The organism is Bacillus sp. CGMCC 1.60114 (genome assembly GCF_042676365.1).
Lineage (GTDB): Bacteria > Bacillota > Bacilli > Bacillales > Bacillaceae_G > Bacillus_A > Bacillus_A rhizoplanae_A.
The window spans coordinates 60,129-79,202 of sequence record NZ_JBHTHG010000007.1 but is presented as its reverse complement, the minus strand read 5'-3'; the positions used below and the strand labels follow the sequence as shown (position 1 = coordinate 79,202).

At 34.8% G+C, this 19,074-nt stretch carries 27 protein-coding genes and 1 pseudogene; 20 read left to right on the top strand and 8 right to left on the bottom strand.

Going from position 1 to position 19,074, the window contains the following annotated elements:
• The first annotated feature begins 5 nt into the window (after window positions 1-5).
• The 5 genes and pseudogenes from ACFQZ1_RS03565 (at window position 6) to ACFQZ1_RS03545 (ending at window position 3,308) form a co-directional block, all read left to right on the top strand.
• Window positions 6-1,064, top strand: a complete 1,059-nt coding sequence (locus tag ACFQZ1_RS03565) for an undecaprenyldiphospho-muramoylpentapeptide beta-N-acetylglucosaminyltransferase (RefSeq protein ID WP_377880722.1) — start codon at window positions 6-8, stop codon at window positions 1,062-1,064.
• Between the two features lie 85 nt (window positions 1,065-1,149).
• Window positions 1,150-1,372, top strand: a pseudogene (locus ACFQZ1_RS03560) (DUF3966 domain-containing protein).
• Between the two features lie 74 nt (window positions 1,373-1,446).
• Window positions 1,447-1,824 carry a group-specific protein gene (locus ACFQZ1_RS03555; RefSeq protein WP_377880721.1) on the top strand — a complete coding sequence of 126 codons (378 nt, stop codon included), beginning with the start codon at window positions 1,447-1,449 and terminating at the stop codon, window positions 1,822-1,824.
• Window positions 1,824-2,801, top strand: coding sequence for an HD domain-containing protein (locus ACFQZ1_RS03550; RefSeq protein WP_377881040.1), 978 nt, complete (start codon window positions 1,824-1,826; stop codon window positions 2,799-2,801). Before ACFQZ1_RS03555 ends, ACFQZ1_RS03550 begins: the two co-directional genes overlap by 1 nt.
• A 15-nt stretch (window positions 2,802-2,816) precedes the next feature.
• The gene (locus tag ACFQZ1_RS03545; RefSeq protein WP_377880720.1) at window positions 2,817-3,308 is read left to right on the top strand and encodes a hypothetical protein; all 492 of its coding nucleotides are present in this window, start codon (window positions 2,817-2,819) and stop codon (window positions 3,306-3,308) included.
• 12 nt (window positions 3,309-3,320) lie between these two features.
• Here ACFQZ1_RS03545 and ACFQZ1_RS03540 read toward each other — a convergent pair whose 3' ends face one another.
• The gene (locus ACFQZ1_RS03540) at window positions 3,321-3,638 is read right to left on the bottom strand and encodes a hypothetical protein (protein WP_377880719.1); all 318 of its coding nucleotides are present in this window, start codon (window positions 3,636-3,638) and stop codon (window positions 3,321-3,323) included.
• Window positions 3,639-3,988: 350 nt separating this feature from the next.
• On the opposite strand from ACFQZ1_RS03540, the gene ACFQZ1_RS03535 reads away from it, so the two are divergent.
• On the top strand, window positions 3,989-4,204 hold the full coding sequence (locus ACFQZ1_RS03535; RefSeq protein ID WP_154710920.1) for a DUF3912 family protein: 216 nt from the start codon (window positions 3,989-3,991) through the stop codon (window positions 4,202-4,204).
• Between the two features lie 397 nt (window positions 4,205-4,601).
• Entirely contained in the window at window positions 4,602-5,654 is a 1,053-nt protein-coding gene (locus tag ACFQZ1_RS03530) for a 2,3-butanediol dehydrogenase (RefSeq protein ID WP_377880718.1), read from the top strand.
• 58 nt (window positions 5,655-5,712) lie between these two features.
• Here the strand turns inward: ACFQZ1_RS03530 and ACFQZ1_RS03525 are convergent, their stop codons facing one another.
• From ACFQZ1_RS03525 to ACFQZ1_RS03515, 3 genes are all read right to left on the bottom strand, one after another.
• A complete protein-coding gene (locus tag ACFQZ1_RS03525; protein WP_377880717.1) occupies window positions 5,713-7,107 on the bottom strand; it encodes an L-cystine transporter in 1,395 nt (464 codons plus the stop codon).
• 106 nt (window positions 7,108-7,213) lie between these two features.
• Entirely contained in the window at window positions 7,214-7,456 is a 243-nt protein-coding gene (locus ACFQZ1_RS03520; RefSeq protein WP_154710902.1) for a DUF2626 domain-containing protein, read from the bottom strand.
• Between the two features lie 113 nt (window positions 7,457-7,569).
• Window positions 7,570-8,268, bottom strand: coding sequence for a helix-turn-helix transcriptional regulator (locus ACFQZ1_RS03515; RefSeq protein ID WP_377880716.1), 699 nt, complete (start codon window positions 8,266-8,268; stop codon window positions 7,570-7,572).
• Window positions 8,269-8,492: 224 nt separating this feature from the next.
• On the opposite strand from ACFQZ1_RS03515, the gene comGA reads away from it, so the two are divergent.
• The 9 genes from comGA to ACFQZ1_RS03470 are packed head-to-tail and all read left to right on the top strand — an operon-like array spanning window position 8,493 to window position 13,162.
• Window positions 8,493-9,536, top strand: coding sequence for a competence type IV pilus ATPase ComGA (gene comGA / locus ACFQZ1_RS03510; RefSeq protein ID WP_377880715.1), 1,044 nt, complete (start codon window positions 8,493-8,495; stop codon window positions 9,534-9,536).
• Window positions 9,529-10,563, top strand: a complete 1,035-nt coding sequence (comGB, locus tag ACFQZ1_RS03505) for a competence type IV pilus assembly protein ComGB (protein ID WP_377880714.1) — start codon at window positions 9,529-9,531, stop codon at window positions 10,561-10,563. Before comGA ends, comGB begins: the two co-directional genes overlap by 8 nt.
• 12 nt (window positions 10,564-10,575) lie before the next feature.
• Window positions 10,576-10,881, top strand: a complete 306-nt coding sequence (comGC, locus tag ACFQZ1_RS03500; RefSeq protein WP_377880713.1) for a competence type IV pilus major pilin ComGC — start codon at window positions 10,576-10,578, stop codon at window positions 10,879-10,881.
• Window positions 10,878-11,312 (top strand): competence type IV pilus minor pilin ComGD, encoded by a 435-nt coding sequence (gene comGD, locus ACFQZ1_RS03495; RefSeq protein WP_377880712.1) that lies wholly within the window; start codon window positions 10,878-10,880, stop codon window positions 11,310-11,312. The genes comGC and comGD overlap by 4 nt, the downstream gene beginning before the upstream one ends.
• Entirely contained in the window at window positions 11,302-11,619 is a 318-nt protein-coding gene (locus ACFQZ1_RS03490) for a type II secretion system protein (RefSeq protein WP_377880711.1), read from the top strand. The genes comGD and ACFQZ1_RS03490 overlap by 11 nt, the downstream gene beginning before the upstream one ends.
• Window positions 11,606-12,052 carry a competence type IV pilus minor pilin ComGF gene (comGF, locus tag ACFQZ1_RS03485; protein ID WP_377880710.1) on the top strand — a complete coding sequence of 149 codons (447 nt, stop codon included), beginning with the start codon at window positions 11,606-11,608 and terminating at the stop codon, window positions 12,050-12,052. The genes ACFQZ1_RS03490 and comGF overlap by 14 nt, the downstream gene beginning before the upstream one ends.
• Entirely contained in the window at window positions 12,049-12,426 is a 378-nt protein-coding gene (comGG, locus tag ACFQZ1_RS03480; RefSeq protein ID WP_377880709.1) for a competence type IV pilus minor pilin ComGG, read from the top strand. The genes comGF and comGG overlap by 4 nt, the downstream gene beginning before the upstream one ends.
• A 1-nt stretch (window position 12,427) precedes the next feature.
• Complete coding sequence (locus ACFQZ1_RS03475) at window positions 12,428-12,925, top strand: shikimate kinase (RefSeq protein ID WP_377880708.1); 498 nt, start codon at window positions 12,428-12,430, stop codon at window positions 12,923-12,925.
• A gap of 36 nt (window positions 12,926-12,961) precedes the next feature.
• A complete protein-coding gene (locus tag ACFQZ1_RS03470) occupies window positions 12,962-13,162 on the top strand; it encodes a YqzE family protein (protein ID WP_377880707.1) in 201 nt (66 codons plus the stop codon).
• A 297-nt stretch (window positions 13,163-13,459) separates the two neighbouring features.
• Here the strand turns inward: ACFQZ1_RS03470 and ACFQZ1_RS03465 are convergent, their stop codons facing one another.
• Both ACFQZ1_RS03465 and ACFQZ1_RS03460 read right to left on the bottom strand, forming a co-directional pair.
• Entirely contained in the window at window positions 13,460-13,585 is a 126-nt protein-coding gene (locus ACFQZ1_RS03465; protein ID WP_377880706.1) for a hypothetical protein, read from the bottom strand.
• Window positions 13,586-13,826: 241 nt separating this feature from the next.
• Window positions 13,827-14,444: a VC0807 family protein gene (locus ACFQZ1_RS03460; protein ID WP_377880705.1), complete on the bottom strand. Its 618-nt coding sequence runs from the start codon at window positions 14,442-14,444 to the stop codon at window positions 13,827-13,829.
• A 191-nt stretch (window positions 14,445-14,635) separates the two neighbouring features.
• On the opposite strand from ACFQZ1_RS03460, the gene ACFQZ1_RS03455 reads away from it, so the two are divergent.
• From ACFQZ1_RS03455 to ACFQZ1_RS03440, 4 genes are all read left to right on the top strand, one after another.
• Window positions 14,636-15,178, top strand: coding sequence for a peroxiredoxin (locus ACFQZ1_RS03455; RefSeq protein ID WP_377880703.1), 543 nt, complete (start codon window positions 14,636-14,638; stop codon window positions 15,176-15,178).
• A gap of 21 nt (window positions 15,179-15,199) precedes the next feature.
• The gene (locus ACFQZ1_RS03450) at window positions 15,200-15,643 is read left to right on the top strand and encodes a TlpA disulfide reductase family protein (RefSeq protein ID WP_377880702.1); all 444 of its coding nucleotides are present in this window, start codon (window positions 15,200-15,202) and stop codon (window positions 15,641-15,643) included.
• Window positions 15,644-15,860: 217 nt separating this feature from the next.
• The gene (locus tag ACFQZ1_RS03445) at window positions 15,861-16,091 is read left to right on the top strand and encodes a hypothetical protein (protein WP_377880701.1); all 231 of its coding nucleotides are present in this window, start codon (window positions 15,861-15,863) and stop codon (window positions 16,089-16,091) included.
• A gap of 92 nt (window positions 16,092-16,183) precedes the next feature.
• Window positions 16,184-16,330, top strand: a complete 147-nt coding sequence (locus ACFQZ1_RS03440) for a hypothetical protein (protein WP_195933921.1) — start codon at window positions 16,184-16,186, stop codon at window positions 16,328-16,330.
• 141 nt (window positions 16,331-16,471) lie between these two features.
• Here ACFQZ1_RS03440 and ACFQZ1_RS03435 read toward each other — a convergent pair whose 3' ends face one another.
• Together ACFQZ1_RS03435 and ACFQZ1_RS03430 are read right to left on the bottom strand one after the other, a co-directional pair.
• Window positions 16,472-17,266 (bottom strand): YqhG family protein, encoded by a 795-nt coding sequence (locus ACFQZ1_RS03435; protein ID WP_377880700.1) that lies wholly within the window; start codon window positions 17,264-17,266, stop codon window positions 16,472-16,474.
• Complete coding sequence (locus ACFQZ1_RS03430) at window positions 17,253-18,935, bottom strand: DEAD/DEAH box helicase (protein WP_377880699.1); 1,683 nt, start codon at window positions 18,933-18,935, stop codon at window positions 17,253-17,255. Before ACFQZ1_RS03430 ends, ACFQZ1_RS03435 begins: the two co-directional genes overlap by 14 nt.
• Between the last annotated feature and the right edge of the window lie 139 nt (window positions 18,936-19,074).

The window sequence follows — 19,074 nt, the reverse complement described above, 5'->3', positions numbered from 1 at the left end:
TTACTGTGAAGACGATTATATTTACAGGCGGAGGTTCTGCAGGTCATGTTACACCTAATTTAGCGCTTATACCGCATTTTCAAAAGAGTGGATGGAACGTGTGCTATATTGGTTCGCACAATGGAATCGAAAAGACTATCATTGAAAAAGAAGGGATTCCTTATTATGGTGTAGCAAGCGGAAAGCTTCGTCGTTATTTCGATTTAAAAAATATAAAAGACCCCTTTCTTGTGATGAAAGGGGTTATGGATGCGTATGTACTCATTCGGAAATTAAAACCAGATGTTATTTTTTCAAAAGGTGGCTTCGTATCTGTACCAGTCGTAATTGGTGCATGGTTAAATCGTGTTCCTGTTTTTTTACATGAGTCTGATATGACACCGGGGCTTGCAAATAAAATTGCTCTTCGCTTTGCTTCAAAAATATTTGTTACGTTTGAAGAAGCAAAAAAACATTTACCAAAAGAAAAAACAGTCTATACTGGTTCACCTGTGCGAGAAGAGGTGTTGCAAGGGAGTCGAAACAAAGGACTGCAGTTTTTACGTTTTACTGCATCAAAGCCGGTTATTACAGTTATGGGAGGCAGCTTAGGAGCAAGGCGCATTAATGAAGCAGTGCGCGGTGCATTGCCGAATCTTCTTCAAACGTATCAAATTGTTCATTTGTGCGGGAAAGGAAATCTTGACGAAAACCTTGAAGGTACGCCCGGATATAAGCAGTTTGAATATGTTCATGATGAACTGCCAGACATATTAGCGGCGACAGATATTGTCGTTTCTCGTGCAGGTTCCAATGCAATCTTTGAATTTCTAACATTGCAAAAGCCGATGTTATTAATTCCTCTTCCGAAATCTTCGAGCCGAGGCGATCAAATTTTAAATGCACAGTCGTTTGAAAAACAAGGATACGGCCGCGTGTTATTTGAAGAAGATTTAACAGAAACACTACTTGTTGAATATGTAGAAGAGTTGTACAAAAAACGTTTACAGTATAAAAGATCTATGCAGCAGTATAACGGACAAGAAGCGTTGCAAACGATTATTGATTATGTAACGAAAGCATGATTTCTATGAAATCATGCTTTTTAAATAGAGATAACAGCATACTTTATGTTACAATAACATAGATTTGACAGGAGAATTCTAATTGTTGATGCGTGAAAATACGGATGAGATTAGGAGTGACTATGTTGGGGCTAAGTCTCTATGAAAACATTGCTCTAGTTGTTTGTTTAGTATTGTATATTGGTAGTATCATAGTTTATATGGGACGGAATTTTTCACAAGAACGTAAACTAGAAAAATCAGAAATTACAGCTGAATTAGATATGTTAAATGATAAAAGCAATAAAAAAGTAAAAAAAGAGTTATAGTTGTGAACGTCCTCTTTTTTCATGCATATAAAGGGTTTCCTGTCTATGTATTACACAATAAGGAGAGAAGTAGAATGAAATTTTACATTGCTTCAACCTTTACAAATAAACCTCTTGTCCGCTTTGTAGGTGATAAACTGAAACAAGCAGGATGGATTCATACATATAATTGGACAAAAAATGAAAAAGCGACAAATAGATTAGAATTAGAAAGTATTGGAAAAGCAGAAAAACAAGCTGTACAAGATGCAGACGTTTTTCTGCTTTTGTTGGATGGAGGGAAAGGAAGTCATACAGAGTTTGGAATGGCACTTGCTTGGGATAAAAAGGTATATTTGTATAGTGAAAATCATTCTTTAGATACAACGTTTTACCATTTACCAGAAGTACATATAGTTGAAGGTGGTATAGAAGAATTTATTCAACAAGTGTTAGAGGGGGCAAAAGTTTGATTACAATTAATGATACTATATATGGTGAACATCATATAGATGGCGTGCTCGCGGAGCTATTGCAATCAAAAGCGGTGCAGCGCCTAAAGAAGATTCATCAAGGTGGTGCAAGCTTTCTCGTGAATCCAACGTGGAATGTAACACGTTACGAGCACTCTGTTGGCGTTATGATTCTTGTGAAAATGTTAGGTGGTAGTGTAGAGGAACAAATTGCCGCCTTGCTTCACGATATATCTCATACAGCATTTTCTCACATTGTGGACCGCGTATTAGAGGAGCAAGATGAAGATTATCATGAACAAATTTTTATGGACGTTATTGAAACTTCAGATATTCCATCTATTTTGCAGACATATGGCTATGATTATAGAATAATTGAGAAATGGGAACAATGGACGTTATTAGAACAACCTCTGCCGAATTTATGTGCAGATCGTATGGACTATACGTTACGGGATTTATACACATATGGAATGATTTCAAAGCAAGAAGTGTACTCTTTTTTAGAAGACGTAACAGTTTATAACGGACAAATATGTTTACAGTCTGTACAGGCAGCAGAATGGTTTACAGAAACTTATTATAAAGAAACGATTGATTTCTTTTTACATCCGTTGACGTCGTACGGTTCTTATATATTAACAAAGGTATTACAAGAAGCGCTGCAAAAGAATATTTTGGATCTATCTGATTTTTCAGCTGATGATGAAACGGTGTTATATATGTTGAGAAATAGTGGAGATAGTGAAATTGAGAAGATGCTTAGTTCCTTACATTCAAAAGTAGAATTAGAAGAGAACAGGGCAGAATACGACATTTGTTATAAGGGTGGAAAAGTACGGTTAATTGATCCGTTTGTTTATAGAAATGGTAAGATGCAAAGAGCGTCTATCGTATCTCCATTTGTTAAACAGTGTAATGAGAAAGCGAAAAAGCAATTGAAAAAACGTATATATTTAAAAATAAAGAGTATATAAAAAGGAGATATAAATATGCAGTTAGAACAAGGATGGAAAACAAACTTTTTAACAGTTGTACAGCAAAGTGAATATAAGAAAGGTGCACTTTTAGCACAATTACTATTTGAAGATGGAGAAGAAGTAGAAGAACTCGTTGATGATTATGGGTATGAAGAGATTATAAATCGTGAACATGATGATGAACTGGAAGAGACCTTAGGCGAAGAGCTATTTTATGAACTTGAGCGTAACGTTTTTGTATCATCGCAGTCAAAAGAGAAGTTCATTTCCTTTATAAATGGTTTAGGATTTCATTTACTAGATTGTATTGTAATATTGGAATCAGAATTTCGTGTAGATAGCGTGACGTTTTCATCTGATGCAGTGAAAAAAATGGAGAAGCGTTTTCATAAATTTCCTTATGTGGAAGGTGAGCAAACGATTTTTGATATGACACTAGAAGAAGTAGTTGAATTATTAGAGAATGCGTCAGGTCTTCAAATTAAAGAAAATATGACTGTATAAAAAAGAACGTGCTTAGCACGTTCTTTTTTTTGTATGTTCTACGTTTTTATATTGTTTTTCAATGATTGTATTTAAATACTCAACCTTTCGTATGCAAGATTGTATATGCTTTTCGACTTCATGCAATTCTGTAAGGTGATGTGTTTCAATAGGATGAATTTGTACACTGAATTTTTCAAATTGAGCGCTATATGTTATTTCTGCATAGCCGCTCATAATATCTGTCTCGTTGTGAAACAAATATTGTTTTGTTTTTTCACAATATGCTACACTTTGAAATCCATACGATTTTAAGGTTTCGATGATTTTTGTAATGATTACTGTATTCATTGTTTTTCCTCTTTAAGAAATTCGATTTTATCTCGCAACTTGCGGAAAATAAGTCCTTCACTTTAAGACAGTGAGAAAGCCTAAAAGATAGTGAAGAATAAATGTCCACAAAAAACGATGTGTGAAATTAATTATCAGTGAAACTTCCGCTAATGGGATTTTCACTGTATTAGTATAACATGAGTTTATTTTAGAAAGCGCTATCAATGTATTTGTAACATGAATTTTTATGTATATTTTATATAATTAAAACAAATGAAAAATAATTGTAATAAAGCAAAAAGTAGGGGACTCTTTCATTATTTCATCATATACATACAGAAATGGAGCAAATGAAAGAGGTGAAGATGTTGAACTTTGATATTACAGGACAAAAAGCATATGTAAAAGATGGACCGCATCGGAATCAAATTGGAGTCATAAAACGAAATGATACGAAGAGCAGTACAGAATATGCGATTGTAATTGACGATATGAATATCGATATTGAATTAAAAGATATTGTTTTAATTGATGTAGATGTTCGGCAATTTCATGATTGGTGCGAGGAACAAGGTTATTTGTAAAAAGTTTTATTACTGTGCTTACTTTAATGATCGTTCATTAACAAATTGAATGGTATAACTATGTCTGGAAAAAACACGCTGAAAATAGCGTGTTTTTTTATTTATGCTGTATGATTTTTTGTAGGGTGTTAGCTTCTTTTTCTTTTTAAACAAACTTTTTAGTGCCTGGCATTCGCATTCTTTTGACTAGAAGAATGTCTCACCGTTGCTATGCATAGCGCGATACTCTCTTTCTTAAAAAGAAGACCGTATTCATATAGAATTGTCATGTTTGGAAAATTGTAGGGGATTTTGACAATTACATTTTGAAATATATGGATTTTAGTATTATAATAATTATATACTTCACCAGATTAAATAAATAAAGTCACATACATGCAGAGAGGGATGGATATACATGAAAGCATTACTTTGGTATGATCAACGTGATGTAAGAGTTGAAGAAGTTCCAGAACCAGCTGTAAAACCAGGAGCAGTCAAAATTAAAGTAAAGTGGTGCGGAATTTGTGGAACGGATTTACACGAATATTTAGCAGGGCCTATTTTTATTCCAACAGAAGAACATCCGCTAACACATACGAAAGCACCAGTTATTTTAGGTCATGAGTTTAGTGGTGAGGTTGTTGAAATTGGTGAAGGTGTTACATCTTATCAAGTAGGAGACCGCGTCGTTGTGGAACCGATTTATTCTTGCGGTAAATGTGAAGCTTGTAAGCGTGGTTATTATAATCTTTGTGACCAGCTTGTCTTCCATGGTATTGGCGGAGATGGCGGCGGTTTTTCTGAATATACTGTTGTACCTGAAAATATGGTTCATCACATTCCAGATGAAATGACTTATGAACAAGGTGCACTTGTAGAGCCAACTGCAGTTGCAGTTCATGCAGTGCGTCAAAGTAAATTAAAAGAAGGCGAATCTGTAGCTGTATTTGGCTGCGGACCAATCGGACTTCTTGTGATCCAAGCAGCGAAAGCGGCCGGGGCAACTCCTATTATTGCGGTTGAGCTTTCTAAAGAACGTCAAGAATTAGCGAAATTAGCAGGTGCTGATTATGTATTAAACCCAGTTACACAAGATGTACTACAAGAAATTCGCAATTTAACAGATGGCGTTGGTGTACGCATTAGTTATGAAGTAACAGGTGTTGAAGTTGTACTTCGTCAAGCAATTGAAAGCACTAGCTTTGATGGACAAACTGTCATTGTCAGTGTATGGGAAAGAGATGCAACAATTACTCCAAACAACTTAGTCTTAAAAGAAAAAGAGGTTATTGGTATTCTTGGATATCGTCACATTTTCCCATCGGTTATTAAATTAATTAGCTCTGGTCAAATACAAGCAGAGAAATTAATTACGAAAAAAATTACAATTGATGAAGTTGTGAAAGAAGGATTTGAAGCACTTGTGAAAGATAAAAATCAAGTGAAAATTCTTGTTTCGCCTAAATAATAGATTCGTTTAGAATAAACTTAAAAACAGCTGACAGATTACTGTCAGCTGTTTTTTCTTATAATGCAACTTCTTCAGTTTTATTGACTGTTTCATTGTACGTATTTACATCTAATTCTCCGAGCCATTTGCTAGAAATCAAACCAGTTGTCATAGAACCGCTCACGTTTAAAGCTGTGCGTCCCATATCAATTAATGGTTCAACAGAGATTAATAGAGCGACAATTCCAATTGGTAAGTTCATTGTAGAAAGTACGATGAGCGCTGCAAATGTTGCTCCTCCTCCGACACCGGCAACGCCGAATGAACTAATGGCAACCACGGCAATTAACGTTAAGATAAATTGCGGCTGCAACGGATCGATACCAACAGTTGGCGCAACCATCATCGCAAGCATTGCAGGATAAATACCGGCGCATCCATTTTGACCAATTGATACACCAAAGGATGCCGCAAAGTTTGCAATTCCTTCTGAAACGCCTAGTTTTTCTTTTTGCGCTTCAATATTTAATGGCAGTGTACCTGCACTTGAGCGTGAAGTAAACGCAAATGTTAAAACAGGGAATGCCTTTTTCAAATATTGGATTGGATTTAAACCAGAAAGAGCGATAAGTAATAGGTGAATAATAAACATAACAATGAGTGCTACGTAAGACGCTAATACAAAGTTTCCAAGTTTTAAGATGGCCTGGATATCACTACCTGAAACTGTTTTTGCCATAAGAGCAAGTACGCCATATGGAGTAAGACGTAAAATTAATGTTACCATCCGCATGACGACCGCATATACGGCATCGAGCATAATTCTAAATTGTTCTGCCTGCTCTGGGTATTTCTTTTTCACTCCTAAGAAGGCGATTCCAATAAATGCTGCAAAGATTACAACAGAAATTGTTGATGTTGGACGGGCACCTGTTAAATCTAGAAATGGATTTGCAGGGAGTAATTCTAATAATTTTTGCGGGATGGGTGTTTGGTCAATAGAAGTGAATTTTTCTTCCACTAATTTCAAGCGAGCTGTTTCAGCATCACCTTGCTGCAAGCCAGTTGCTTGCACATCAAAACCAGCACTTGCAGCAATTCCGACTGCAGCTGCAATTGCAGTTGTAAGAAGTAAAATACCGATAATAAAACCGCTAATTTTACCAAGATTATTTGTTAATTTCAATTTTGTAAACGCTGAAAGAATAGAAACTAAAATAAGCGGCATAACGATCATTTGTAATAACTTAACATAACCGCCTCCAATTAAGTTAAACCAATTATTAGATTGAACAATGACTTCGGAAGTTGGTTTATAAAAAAATTGTAAAATAAGTCCGAATGCAATTCCGAGTCCGAGTGCGGTAAATACACGTTTATTAAATGAAACGTGCTTACGTTGCATATAATATAACACGCCGACTAATAAGAGTATAATTACAACGTTTATGCTAACTGACAATGTATTCATACTGTTTTCCTCCTCCAAATCTGTTACATACAAATATATTCCAATAAAACCTATAAGTCAACTATGAAATGGGGTGGGTATAAAAAAAGATGGCGTATATGCCATCTTAATGTCCTACTCCTGGTGTAAGAAGGAATGTCGTATAGTATGTAAATCCAATGAAGAAAACTGTTAAATATGCGCCAAATACATAAATGTACATGCGCTCTGTTAATTTTAAATAGCTTAAAAGTACAAAAAATCCTGTTTGTCCTAAAAATAATAGTGCTGTGCCATACATATCCCCTAAATAAAACATGACGGAAAAAATACCAGTCCAAAAGCCGAGAACGCGAAACATGCGCTCCATCCCATTCCCCTCCTTTTGTATGAACTCAATACTTCTTTTATTATAATGCACTTTTCTAACTATTGTAAACATTTACAAAATAATAAGAAGCCAGTATAATCTGGCTTCTTATTTTATATATGAAGATGATAACTACAAGACTTACAACTTGTTTCTAGCATAGTATCGTTGCGTGCTAATTCCATGTTTGGAAATAGGATTTCAAAGATACCTTTCATCATATCTCCGTGCATGTTGCAAATTTCATTTGGGTGGTGTATAGCCACTTCTTTAAAAGGACAATTGTATACTTCATAGAAAATTTTTGTTTCATCAATGCTTAATTCAAATGTTGGAGATAATCCTGCTGTTGTTAAAGCTTCTTTGGCAATTTGTGTTTTTTGTTCTACAGTCAATTCGTTTTCGTTAATGTTTAGATGACGTAGATGTTGTTCCATTAATTCCTTACCAAACTGCTTACCTGTCTCATATAGTGCATTTTTACCAACTTCGCCTAAGCTTAGTAATGTATTGCATGCAATTTGTGCTAATAATTGATAATCACGAAACGGAAACTGCAGTTGAATTACATCGTCTGATAATGCATACAATCTGCTTGGTCTGCCGCCTTTACCTGTTTTTTTTGTTTCTGATTTTAACATATTTACATCTTCTAGCTTAGAGAGATGTAGACGTGCAACATTTGGATGAATATTAAATTCGTCAGCAATTTCTTGTACAGTAACATCAGTATGTTTTTGAGAAATATATTGATAAATATAATAGCGTGTTGGATCAGATAGTACGTTTGTAATTTTTAAAGCTTGTTCCATGAGAATCGCCACCTTTATCGGTTTATCTGAGATAACAACATTATAATATAGATAATGTTGCATAATAATGGGTTTTGGCAATGATTCATTAATTGTTCATAATTTCACATACTTTTTTGGTTTTTCTTTTGGAAAATTCGAAAATTTAATGGCGAAAAATAGAAAATTCCTCATTTTTCTTTTCATGATGGCCATGATATATAAATAGTGAGGAGGGGATAACAGTGAATGCTGTCGAACAGTTTGCTGACACAATCATGAAAGAAGCATGCCGGTTGCGTGCATCAGATCTTCATATTGTGCCGCGTCATGAAGATGCTGTTGTGCAATTACGCATTGGAAAAGATTTGGTGACAAAGCACTGTATTTCAAAGGATTTTTGTGAACGGCTTGTATCGCACTTTAAATTTTTAGCAGCTATGGATATCGGTGAAAGGAGAAAGCCGCAAAATGGTGCATTGCAGATGAATGTTGATGAGGAGGAAGTATATTTACGTCTTTCTACTTTGCCAACTATACATCATGAAAGTTTGGTCATTCGTATGCATTTACAAACGGCGGTGCCAAACCTCTCACATCTCTCATTATTTCCAAGTTCTGCGAAAACACTTCTCTCTTTTTTACATCATTCGCATGGATTAATTATTTTTACAGGACCAACAGGATCAGGAAAAACAACAACGATGTATGCTCTTTTAGAAGTAGCGAAGAAAGAGCAGACTCGCCGTATTGTTACGCTTGAAGATCCGGTTGAAAAGAGAAAGGACGGGTTATTACAAATTCAAATTAATGAAAAAGCCGGTATTACGTATGCAACTGGATTAAAAGCAATTTTACGTCATGACCCGGATATTATTTTAGTAGGAGAAATTCGAGATGAAGAAACTGCAAAGGTGGCGGTTCGAGCGAGTTTAACAGGCCATTTAGTTATGACGACATTGCATACAAATGATGCGAAGGGTGCAGTGTTACGCTTGATGGATTATGGTATTACTCTTCAAGAAATTGAACAGTCGTTATTAGCAGTAGCGGCGCAACGACTAGTGGAATTGAAATGTCCATTTTGTAAAGGAAAATGTTCACCGTTGTGTAAAAAAGTGCGTCATGTACGCCGAGCGAGCATTTATGAATTATTGTACGGTTATGAACTAAAAGAAGTAATTCAGGAAGCGAATGGAAAACAAGCAAGGTATCAATATACAACGCTTCAAGATGAATTAAGAAAAGGATATGCACTAGGGTTTATTGAAGAAGATGCCTATGTTTAAACATGAGAGGTGGTCGTTACATGAACAAGCTTTATTGCTCCGAAGGCTTGGCGAGCTCTTAGAGAAAGGGTATTCTTTATTACATGCATTAGAATTTCTTCATTTCCATTTAAATCCTCATAAACAAATACAGCTTCAAGATGCTGCTGAAGAATTTAAAAAAGGAAGTAGCTTGCATGATGTGTTCCATAAACTTGCATTTCATTCAGATATTTTAAGTTATTTATTTTACGCCGAGCAGCATGGTGACATTTCCTTTGCATTGCAACAAGGAAGCTCACTACTCAGTAGAAAAGATAAACATCAAAAAAATATGATGAAAGTATTGCGGTATCCACTCTTTCTTTCTCTGTTTCTATTAGGAATCCTCCTCGTGTTTAATATGGTTCTTCTTCCGCAGTTTTCAACTTTATATAGTTCACTCCGTGGGTCTTCTTCTTCGTTTACAGATGATATTTTAACATTTATTCAATTCCTTCCGTATGTTATAGGTGGAGTTGCTTTGGCAATCGGCATTGTAGTGCTTATATATAGTGTGTATGTAAAGAGATTGCCCCCTGTTAGGAGAATGAATATTTTTATGCGAGTGCCTCTCATAAAACAGTTTTTTATGTTAACGAACTCACACTATTTTGCAATCCAATTAAGCGGTCTTTTGCAAGGTGGGTTATCTATATTAGAAGCACTTACATTGATGAAGGAACAAAAGCATCATCCATTTTTTCAATGCGAAGCTCTCAAAATACAGGAATTATTAACGGTAGGTGAACAGCTTGATTTCATTATGATGGATCGGCCTTACTACGAACAGGAGCTTTCTTATATTATTAAACATGGACAAGCCAATGGGAATTTAGCAACTGAGCTTGCTGATTATAGTGAAATGACAATAGAAAAGATGGAAGAGAAAATAAATCGTATTTTATTTGTTGTGCAACCTCTTTTATTTGCATGTATCGGAATGGTTGTTGTTCTTATGTATTTGGCGATGATTATGCCGATGTTTCAAATGATGGATTCTATTTAGGAGGCTTGTTCTATGAAAAATGAAAAAGGCTTTACGCTGTTAGAAATGTTGCTTGTTATGCTTGTGATTTCTGTTTTGCTGCTTCTTATTATTCCAAATGTGGTAAAACAGCGTTCTTCTGTACAAGGAAAGGGATGTGACGCCCTTGTAAAGTCTGTTGAAGCGCAAGTACAAGCGTATCAATTAGAATATAATAAAATCCCAACAGTAGACGAGTTATACAATGGTAAATATATTACATCTAAAACTTGTCCCAAGGGTGAGAATATTATAATTGATGCGACAGATGGAGAAGTTACGGTTGCAGGGAAATCGTGAAGAAAAATGGCTTTACGCTATTAGAAATGCTCATCGTATTAAGCGCCATCTCTATATTAAGTGTTGTAACATACTTTAATCTATCCTCAATATATGAAAAACAAAAAGTTGATCAGTTTATAAATCAATTTTCTCAAGATATTCTTTTTATGCAACAATCAGCGATAAGCCATCGTAATCGTCATACGTTACGATGGTTTTCTAATCAGGCAAAGTATAGCGTTACATCTTCTGGAGAAACCAATCCTGTTCTTGTTCGTTACTATTCATCTGATATACAGGTGAACCTAAATACGTTTCCAAATCCAATGACTTACGGTGCTGATGGAAACATTAATAGAGGCGGCACAATTATTGTTTCGTATAAAACAAAAACGTATTATATCGTATTTCAGCTTGGGAGAGGAAGATTTACGTATTATGAAGTGTGAAAAAGGTTCGGTTATGCTGGAGATTCTTGTGTCCCTTAGTTTATTAATGATGACGGTTTCACTCTTGCTTCCGCAAACGCTTCTCATTATGCAAGAAAGAAAAAATATTCAACTACGGTATAAAGCACAGCTATTCTTAAAAGAAGCAGCAGCCGTATATATGTATCATCATGTAATTTCACCAGTAATAGAAAAGCAATATGAGAATGTAACGTATACAATTCAATGGCAGACTGAAACGGTATGTGTGCGGTGGAAAGATATGAAACAACGAGAAATTGAACGGTGTCGCTATGTTAAAAAATAGCAAAAAAGAAAAAGGCTTTACGTTGTTAGAAGTTCTGATGTGCTTTTTATTGTTATCGGTATTCTTTCTTCTGCTACCTCGGCTTCACGTATTATTTATAGAAACTCCTTACTCTAAGCATGTTACGAATTGGGAATGGAATATTTTTTTAGAGCAAGTGCAAATTGAAATTCGAGAAGTAGAGGAAGGAAATAGTGGAGATGGGAAATTATTTTTGAAAACAAAGACAGGCGAACGTATTACGTATGTTAGGTCTGGAAATAATGTTGTTCGAAAAGTAAATGGTACGGGGCATGAAGTTCTTTTGCAAAAAGTAGAGAATATTTCTTATGAATTAACAGCGCATACATTGATAATACGCGTGCAGGATATAAGTGGTAAAATATATGATGGTATTGTTACTCGTTATTCTGCTATTGAGGTGAATAGATGAGATATGAAAGTGGATTTACAATGCCAGGAACGATTATTCTCATATTGTTGCTCATGTCTTTCTTTGTATATGAGACAAATATATTCTTATCAGATCAAAAATTTTATGCAGAAACAGAAGAATTGTTTATATTAGAAGAAATAACGGATCAAGCTGTTGCAGAGGTGAAACAAGATTTAAAAGCTGGAATAGAAAAAAGAGGATTTTTTTTTACGTATGAAAAAGGAGAAGCGAAGGGGGATTACACAGTAGTAGATGGGGATGCTTTTATTACCTTACAATGCATAACGAAACGAAAGCTCACATATAAAGTAAGCTTTCGTTATAATACAAATAACGAAGCGATTACGAATTGGCAAGAGGAGAGGTTGTAGTATGAGAGCGTTATATATAACAGGTTTTATGGGAGCTGGGAAAACGACAATCGGTAAAGCATTAAGCAGTGTACTTCATATCCCAGTAATTGATACAGATCAACGTATTGAAGAAAAAATGAAGAAAATCATTCGAGATATCTTTTCGGAAGAAGGAGAAGATGTATTTCGAAAGTATGAAAGTGAAGTACTACAATCGTTACCTACAAATGACTATATTATTACAACAGGAGGAGGGATAGTTGAAAAAGCTGAGAATCGCCAATGGATGAAAGAACATGGCACTGTAATTTATTTGTATTGTGATCCATATGTGATTGCGAAGCGAATTGCAGGAGATAGAACTAGGCCGTTATTTCAAAAAGAAAACATTCCATCGTTTATAGAGAAATTTGAAAAGCGTCAAGCCTATTATGAAGAAGCAACATTGAAGATAGACACGACAAATAAAAGCATTGAAACAATTGTGCAAGAAATTCAAGCGCAGATTAAGGAATAAAAAAGTGGACATACTAATCTAGTAGAGGTGAGAGATATGTCTACAAATGATTATATAAGATATATGACACAACAATTCGTATCATATATGGATGCTCCAAAAGCTGATCGAAAACAAAAACGGCAACAACGTCGTGAAGAGAGAGAACCATTTTTAAATCGTTGGTTCGGTATGTTGCCGTTAAGTGCTGCAGTATTTTACCGGCAAGTGAAGAAAAAGCGAAAAAAATCAAGTTAATAATTTTTTGGAATAATTTACAACTAGAAAAGAATTGTATGTCATAGTACAATTTTTACGGCGAGTTGTACTCGTCATCTATTCGACAATATAACCTAAACAAGTAGCTCCACTGTTTGTAAACAGTGGAGCTACTTGTTTATTTTTGGTCCTTTTATTTCTTACTTAACTAATGCACTCGTTAGTTCCATGTATTTACCTAAAATAAAAAGACCATCTTATGACGTTCTACTGTTAGTATCCCTAGACACATCAGGTTAATTTTGAGGGACAGGTTAACTGTCCCATGTTTTTTACTTATTTTGGATTTTTTTGGGCTCTTAATGCTAGTTTTTCAAGTCCATTTTCTCCTGAAAATTCTACATCTGCTTTTGGCTGAGCATTTTTATTATTTTTAAATTGGTTATTCTTGTTTTTAGCCATTTTTTCACCGCCCTTGTAGTTTGATTTAGTTATTCCTTCAAAGATGCCAACTATTATAAATTACACTAAAGATATCAGAGTGATATTTTTCCATGTTTTTCGTTATCGGCATCCACGATTTTAGTTTGCTTTCTTTTTTGTTGGCTATGCTATTTGATTTTCTTTAACAGAGCCAAAGAAAAAGAAACACTCTACTTCAAACCGATAAAAACCCCCACTGATAGAAATCTCACTTTATAAGTTAAATTTTTGCTTCTGTCACTTGCTTAATTTTATGACCAACCCAAAGGAATCCAGCTCCAATGCCTATCGAAACGAACCAACCAATCCCTGTCATAATTGCTTTCATTTCCCCGTAGCCATTTACACCAAACTTAGAAATCATATATATTTTGATGAAACTAAGCACAAAAAACTGTAAGCCAAAAAACAAAGTAAAGTATTGAAATGATGGAAAGAGACCACAGTATAAAAGTTGTGATTCCTTTCGATCAAAACCTTGGAGTGCAGCATAGTCGGCTGCGAAATATAACATAAGTGGTTGGTTAATAAAAATGGTACATATGACAAGAGTTCCAAGTGTAATGTGATAGTATACGTCGTTCCATAACATCTTTTCAGCTGAGCCGGAAAGTAAGTCTACGCTTGTGTTTACAATCATCGTAATAAGGATGAAAAAGCCAGTCACATGAAATTGTCGTTCTTTTTTGAAACAATACAATGTATAGAAAATACCTGGTACAGAAGAAATAAGCATTGCATAATACGCATCCATATAATGTTTGCCGAATTTCCAAATAACAAATGGAAAGATGAGATAAAAAACAATATCGTATAAAGCTTTATAGTTTTGTTTCATTAAAATCCTCCTTTGCTTGTATTTTACAACGAGTATTCTGAATATTACATCTATTTAATTGATAAAGAAAATCAAATTAAAATAATTTTAATTTGATGTTGACTTTAATTTGATAGTATATATAATATTAATTGTAATGATTATAAAGTAGAAATAAATATTATTTAGTTTTTAGGAGGAAGAATAGGGATATGACAAAGCGTTTAGTCGGAAAACAAGCACCGCGTTTTGAAATGAATGCTGTGGTGCCAAATAAAGAATTTAAAAAAGTTAGTTTAGAAGAAAATATGAAAAATGATAAATGGACAGTTCTATATTTCTATCCAATGGATTTCACTTTCGTTTGTCCAACTGAAATCATCGCTCTATCTGATCGTTATGACGAATTTGAAGATTTAGACGCAGAGGTAATCGGTGTTTCTACAGATACAGTGCACACACATTTAGCGTGGATTAACACAGATCGCACGAAAAATGGTTTAGGTGATTTACGTTATCCGTTAGCAGCGGATACAAATCATACTATATCAAGTGACTATGGTGTGTTATTAGAAGAAGAAGGTATTGCACTTCGTGGATTATTCATTATAAATCCAGAGGGTGAATTAATGTATCAAGTTGTACATCACAACAATATTGGTCGTGAAGTAGACGAAGTATTGCGCGTTCTGCAAGCATTGCAAACAGGTGGACTTTGTCCAGCGAACTGGAAACCAGGACAAGAAACGTTATAATTTAAAGGGGGAATTAAATTTATGAAATTACGCGAGCAAATGCCATCATTAGAGGGAGCAACACAAGTTTTAAATGATACAATCACACGTGAAGAGTTAATTGGAGATAAACCAACCCTTATTCATTTTTGGTCAGTAAGTTGCTATCTATGTAAAGAAGCAATGCCAGAAGTAAATGAATTGCGTGATGAGTACGATGATCGTTTAAATGTGGTTGCAGTTCATATGCCTCGTTCAGAAGATGATTTAGATTTAGCGGTGATTGAAAAAATGGCAGAGAGTCATGATATTCTTCAACCAATTCTAGTTGATAGCAAACATGTAATTACAGATGTATTTGAAAATAAATATGTACCTGCGTATTATGTATTCGATAAAGAAGGTAAACTGCGTCATTTCCAAGCAGGTGGAAGTGGTATGCCAATGCTTCGCAAACGTCTTGAGCGTGTATTAAACGAAGAATAGAAACAAAAATGATTACCTCTAGCGGGGTAATCATTTTTGTTATATAATAATTAAAACGCTTTCATTTTATGGTTGTTCACAAATTTGTCTAAATTACACATTAATACTGTGGCAATATTGTTTTATAATGAAACTAATCATTAATACATGCATACATTGATTGTGAAATGAATAACATATTTGAATTTATATAAATGTAAACGTTATCAAAAAAGAGGTGGTACAAATGAGTAAATTTTTCTTTGATCAAAACCCTGCAAGAGTTGAGGACGGAAAGTTGGTAGAATATGCGGAAACAATTTATGGAAAAGGAGGTCGTTCTGTATTAGAAAATTTAATTATAAAAGCATCTATTCGATTACGTGATCGTTATCCTGATAAGTCTGATGAGCAGATTTCTTTTCTTGTGAATCAAGGGTTGCATGATATGTTTCAAAAATATGTGTAAGGAGAGGCTAATGCCTCTCCTTACTTTTTTGTATAAGGGAAATTATGATTGCTAAAACTAATGGTGAAGTATATGTGAGTGGGGTGAACAAAATGAGTAATGGAGCAGGCGGCTCAAAGAAGAATAAAGAAACAGATGCAAATCATGTGAGTGCAAAACAGAGAGAATATCAAAAACGAATGACAAAGATTCATCAACAAGAACATAACGATGGTCGAAAATATAATGGGAAAATATAAAGTGAAACTTCCATCAGTGGGGGATCTACTGCCCGCGAATAGCGGGATAAAATGAATGTTTTTTCATTGAGAGGGACTCTCTAACGCTTGAATGGATTGGACATTAGAACGAGAAAAAAGCACCTTTAGAAGGTGCTTTTTTTATGTTAGAAAATGATTCGCTGTGACATAAAAGAGTCCACCGTTTATAATTTGCATGGTAATGCGAGGTTCATATTGCTCTTGTAATGCTTGTTTTTCTATCGAGTAGCTTTCTGGTAATTCATCACTTTCCTCGTAAAAGCGATTTAATAGTTGTAAATCGTGATTCCAACGCACTTTCGCTTCTTCAGCCCATGTGTGATCGTCTGTTCCAATGACGTTTTTCATTGCTTCTTCAATTCTAGATAACCCGCTTTGCGGTTTAATAATAGGTGTTAATGTAAAACAAAAATCAGGGATTTTTGGTGTTAGACGAAGTGTTGCTAATGCTTCATGAAAATTTGTAATCATCGTACCGGAAATAAGGTGGATACCGATGGAATACAACATGTCTTTTTTTCGATCACATTGATAGGAGACTTTTATATTGACGCCAAGCCAAGGATGAAGCGGGGTGCTTGCATGTCCATTAGAATGAACCTCTTCAAATAAACGAATGTAAGCACCTAATTCCTTTGTAGCCTGAAAAATTTGATGTAAGCGTGGAGAACCATAGTGAATGAGTTCGCCTTCTTTCTCCTCATGTTTTGGATCCGTAATGAATGTAAGGCGCATCGGATTTGGTGTGCCGCCGGTTTTCTCAAGATAATGCCAGTAAAATGGACGGTTCATCAGCAGTTTGTCCATATCAATTGTTAATTGTACGTCTAATAAATGTGGAAAACGCTGCAAAATTTCACAGTTATTTGCCTCGAAAAAACAACTTAAATAATTATGAATTTCATGTTGCTGCATAACCACGCACCTCAGTTTCATTTCGTTTTGCAAATTCAATAATGGACGTCAAGTTTTCCATTTTTATTCGGATTTCTCCTTCACTTTTGGAATGTGCAAAAATATCTTGAATGTGCGCATCGATATTTTTCATATTAATTCTTGTCAAGATTTCATCTAAGTCGCCAATGACACGCTCAAATAGGTTAATTTTTTCATACAGCAATTTTAAAATATGTTCTTCTACTGTATGTTTCGTTGCCAAATTATAAATATGAACATCATGTTTTTGTCCAAGACGATGAATACGTCCGATTCTTTGTTCGAGTCGCATCGGATTCCAAGGAAGGTCATAGTTAATCATGTAATTACAAAACTGTAAATTAATCCCTTCTCCACCTGCTTCTGTCGCAATCAATACTTGTGCATGGTTTTGAAATAATTCTTTCATCCAATCTTTTTTCCCGCGTTTAAATCCGCCGCGAAATGGTACAGACGAGATACCATGCTGCTTTAAAAACCATTGTAAATACATTTGAGAAGCACGATATTCTGTGAAGATTACAACTTTATCATTAATTTCTTTAATGATTTCTAATGCTTTATTTGCTTTTGAATTGGAAGAAATACAATTAATTTTTTCCATCAACACATCTATGTATGGATCTAGTGTATATTGTTCATCTTCTTTTTGGCGCTTTTCTACATGTTTTTTGAGTGAGAAATAAACAGCTTCTCGGCTGCTGCATGCCTCACGCTTTAATGTTAAAGCAGAAAATGCAGAAGTAAATGCATCTTGCCTTTTCCACCCTTCAATTGCATCGTATAAGGCTTTCTCTTGTTCATTGAAATCTACAAAAAGCGTATGAACGTGTCGTTTTGGCCATTCAATGCCGGTGTCATGCCGGCGATTCCGTACCATTACTTTATTAATAAGTTCTTTTAAATGTTCATCTGTTTCAGCGTTGCGATTTTTAGAAGCATAATATTCCTCAAAGTTGGATTGATTGCCGAGATGGCCGGGTTTTAATAATGAAACAAGATTAAAGATTTCATCAATGCGATTTTGAACAGGTGTTGCTGTAAGTAATAAACAAAACTTTTTCTTTAATAGTTGCGCAAATTCATAGTTTTTCGTTTTGTTATTTTTTAGTTTATGTGCTTCATCAATAATAATGAGATCGTATTCTAAATTTAAAACAATATCACGGTGCGGAGAGCGCTTTGCTGTATCAATGGAAGAAACGATAACGTCAGCTTGCTCCCAGGAGTAACTTTTTCTTTGTGCGACAGCTGGAATGAAAAATTTCGTATTCAATTCATATGCCCATTGTGAAACGAGTGAAGCAGGTACAAGAATAAGCACTTTTTTCACAAGCCCCCGCACCATATATTCTTTTAAAATAAGCCCAGCTTCAATTGTCTTTCCAAGACCAACCTCATCTGCTAAGATTGCTTTTCCATTCATTTGTTCAATGACTGTTTGTGCTACTTCTAACTGATGTGGAAGTGGTGTGAAGTTAGGTAAATGTTTGGGTGCCTGTAGCCCGTCAAATGTTGGAATGAGAAGGGACTTCTCTGTTTGATATGCTAGATGAAATAGTTCCCAATTTGTCCACGGGCCATCTTCTTCTATTCGTTTTAAGAAGTTTTCTTGCCAAGAACGATCTATTGAAATTTCGACATTCATGGATAAAATCTCACCTTCTATAAATTCTAAATTATTTTTTTAGCTAGAATATTGATGAAACGGCTCGAAAAATGTTAGGATAATGATGTGAAATGTGTGGAATCTTTCGTATTTTATCCAAGAAAGTACTTTTTTATTT

Coding starts and splice junctions, on each gene's coding strand:
- ACFQZ1_RS03540 (WP_377880719.1), bottom strand. CDS start 3,638: ATGAATACAGTAATCATTACAAAAATCATCGAAACCTTAAAATCGTAT.
- comGG (WP_377880709.1), top strand. CDS start 12,049: ATGAGATATGAAAGTGGATTTACAATGCCAGGAACGATTATTCTCATA.
- ACFQZ1_RS03525 (WP_377880717.1), bottom strand. CDS start 7,107: ATGAATACATTGTCAGTTAGCATAAACGTTGTAATTATACTCTTATTA.
- comGF (WP_377880710.1), top strand. CDS start 11,606: ATGTTAAAAAATAGCAAAAAAGAAAAAGGCTTTACGTTGTTAGAAGTT.
- ACFQZ1_RS03490 (WP_377880711.1), top strand. CDS start 11,302: ATGAAGTGTGAAAAAGGTTCGGTTATGCTGGAGATTCTTGTGTCCCTT.
- ACFQZ1_RS03465 (WP_377880706.1), bottom strand. CDS start 13,585: ATGGCTAAAAACAAGAATAACCAATTTAAAAATAATAAAAATGCTCAG.
- ACFQZ1_RS03470 (WP_377880707.1), top strand. CDS start 12,962: ATGTCTACAAATGATTATATAAGATATATGACACAACAATTCGTATCA.
- ACFQZ1_RS03475 (WP_377880708.1), top strand. CDS start 12,428: ATGAGAGCGTTATATATAACAGGTTTTATGGGAGCTGGGAAAACGACA.
- ACFQZ1_RS03455 (WP_377880703.1), top strand. CDS start 14,636: ATGACAAAGCGTTTAGTCGGAAAACAAGCACCGCGTTTTGAAATGAAT.
- ACFQZ1_RS03460 (WP_377880705.1), bottom strand. CDS start 14,444: ATGAAACAAAACTATAAAGCTTTATACGATATTGTTTTTTATCTCATC.
- ACFQZ1_RS03520 (WP_154710902.1), bottom strand. CDS start 7,456: ATGGAGCGCATGTTTCGCGTTCTCGGCTTTTGGACTGGTATTTTTTCC.
- ACFQZ1_RS03435 (WP_377880700.1), bottom strand. CDS start 17,266: ATGCAGCAACATGAAATTCATAATTATTTAAGTTGTTTTTTCGAGGCA.
- ACFQZ1_RS03515 (WP_377880716.1), bottom strand. CDS start 8,268: ATGGAACAAGCTTTAAAAATTACAAACGTACTATCTGATCCAACACGC.
- ACFQZ1_RS03545 (WP_377880720.1), top strand. CDS start 2,817: ATGCAGTTAGAACAAGGATGGAAAACAAACTTTTTAACAGTTGTACAG.
- ACFQZ1_RS03440 (WP_195933921.1), top strand. CDS start 16,184: ATGAGTAATGGAGCAGGCGGCTCAAAGAAGAATAAAGAAACAGATGCA.
- ACFQZ1_RS03450 (WP_377880702.1), top strand. CDS start 15,200: ATGAAATTACGCGAGCAAATGCCATCATTAGAGGGAGCAACACAAGTT.
- comGC (WP_377880713.1), top strand. CDS start 10,576: ATGAAAAATGAAAAAGGCTTTACGCTGTTAGAAATGTTGCTTGTTATG.
- ACFQZ1_RS03530 (WP_377880718.1), top strand. CDS start 4,602: ATGAAAGCATTACTTTGGTATGATCAACGTGATGTAAGAGTTGAAGAA.
- ACFQZ1_RS03430 (WP_377880699.1), bottom strand. CDS start 18,935: ATGAATGTCGAAATTTCAATAGATCGTTCTTGGCAAGAAAACTTCTTA.
- ACFQZ1_RS03555 (WP_377880721.1), top strand. CDS start 1,447: ATGAAATTTTACATTGCTTCAACCTTTACAAATAAACCTCTTGTCCGC.
- comGB (WP_377880714.1), top strand. CDS start 9,529: ATGTTTAAACATGAGAGGTGGTCGTTACATGAACAAGCTTTATTGCTC.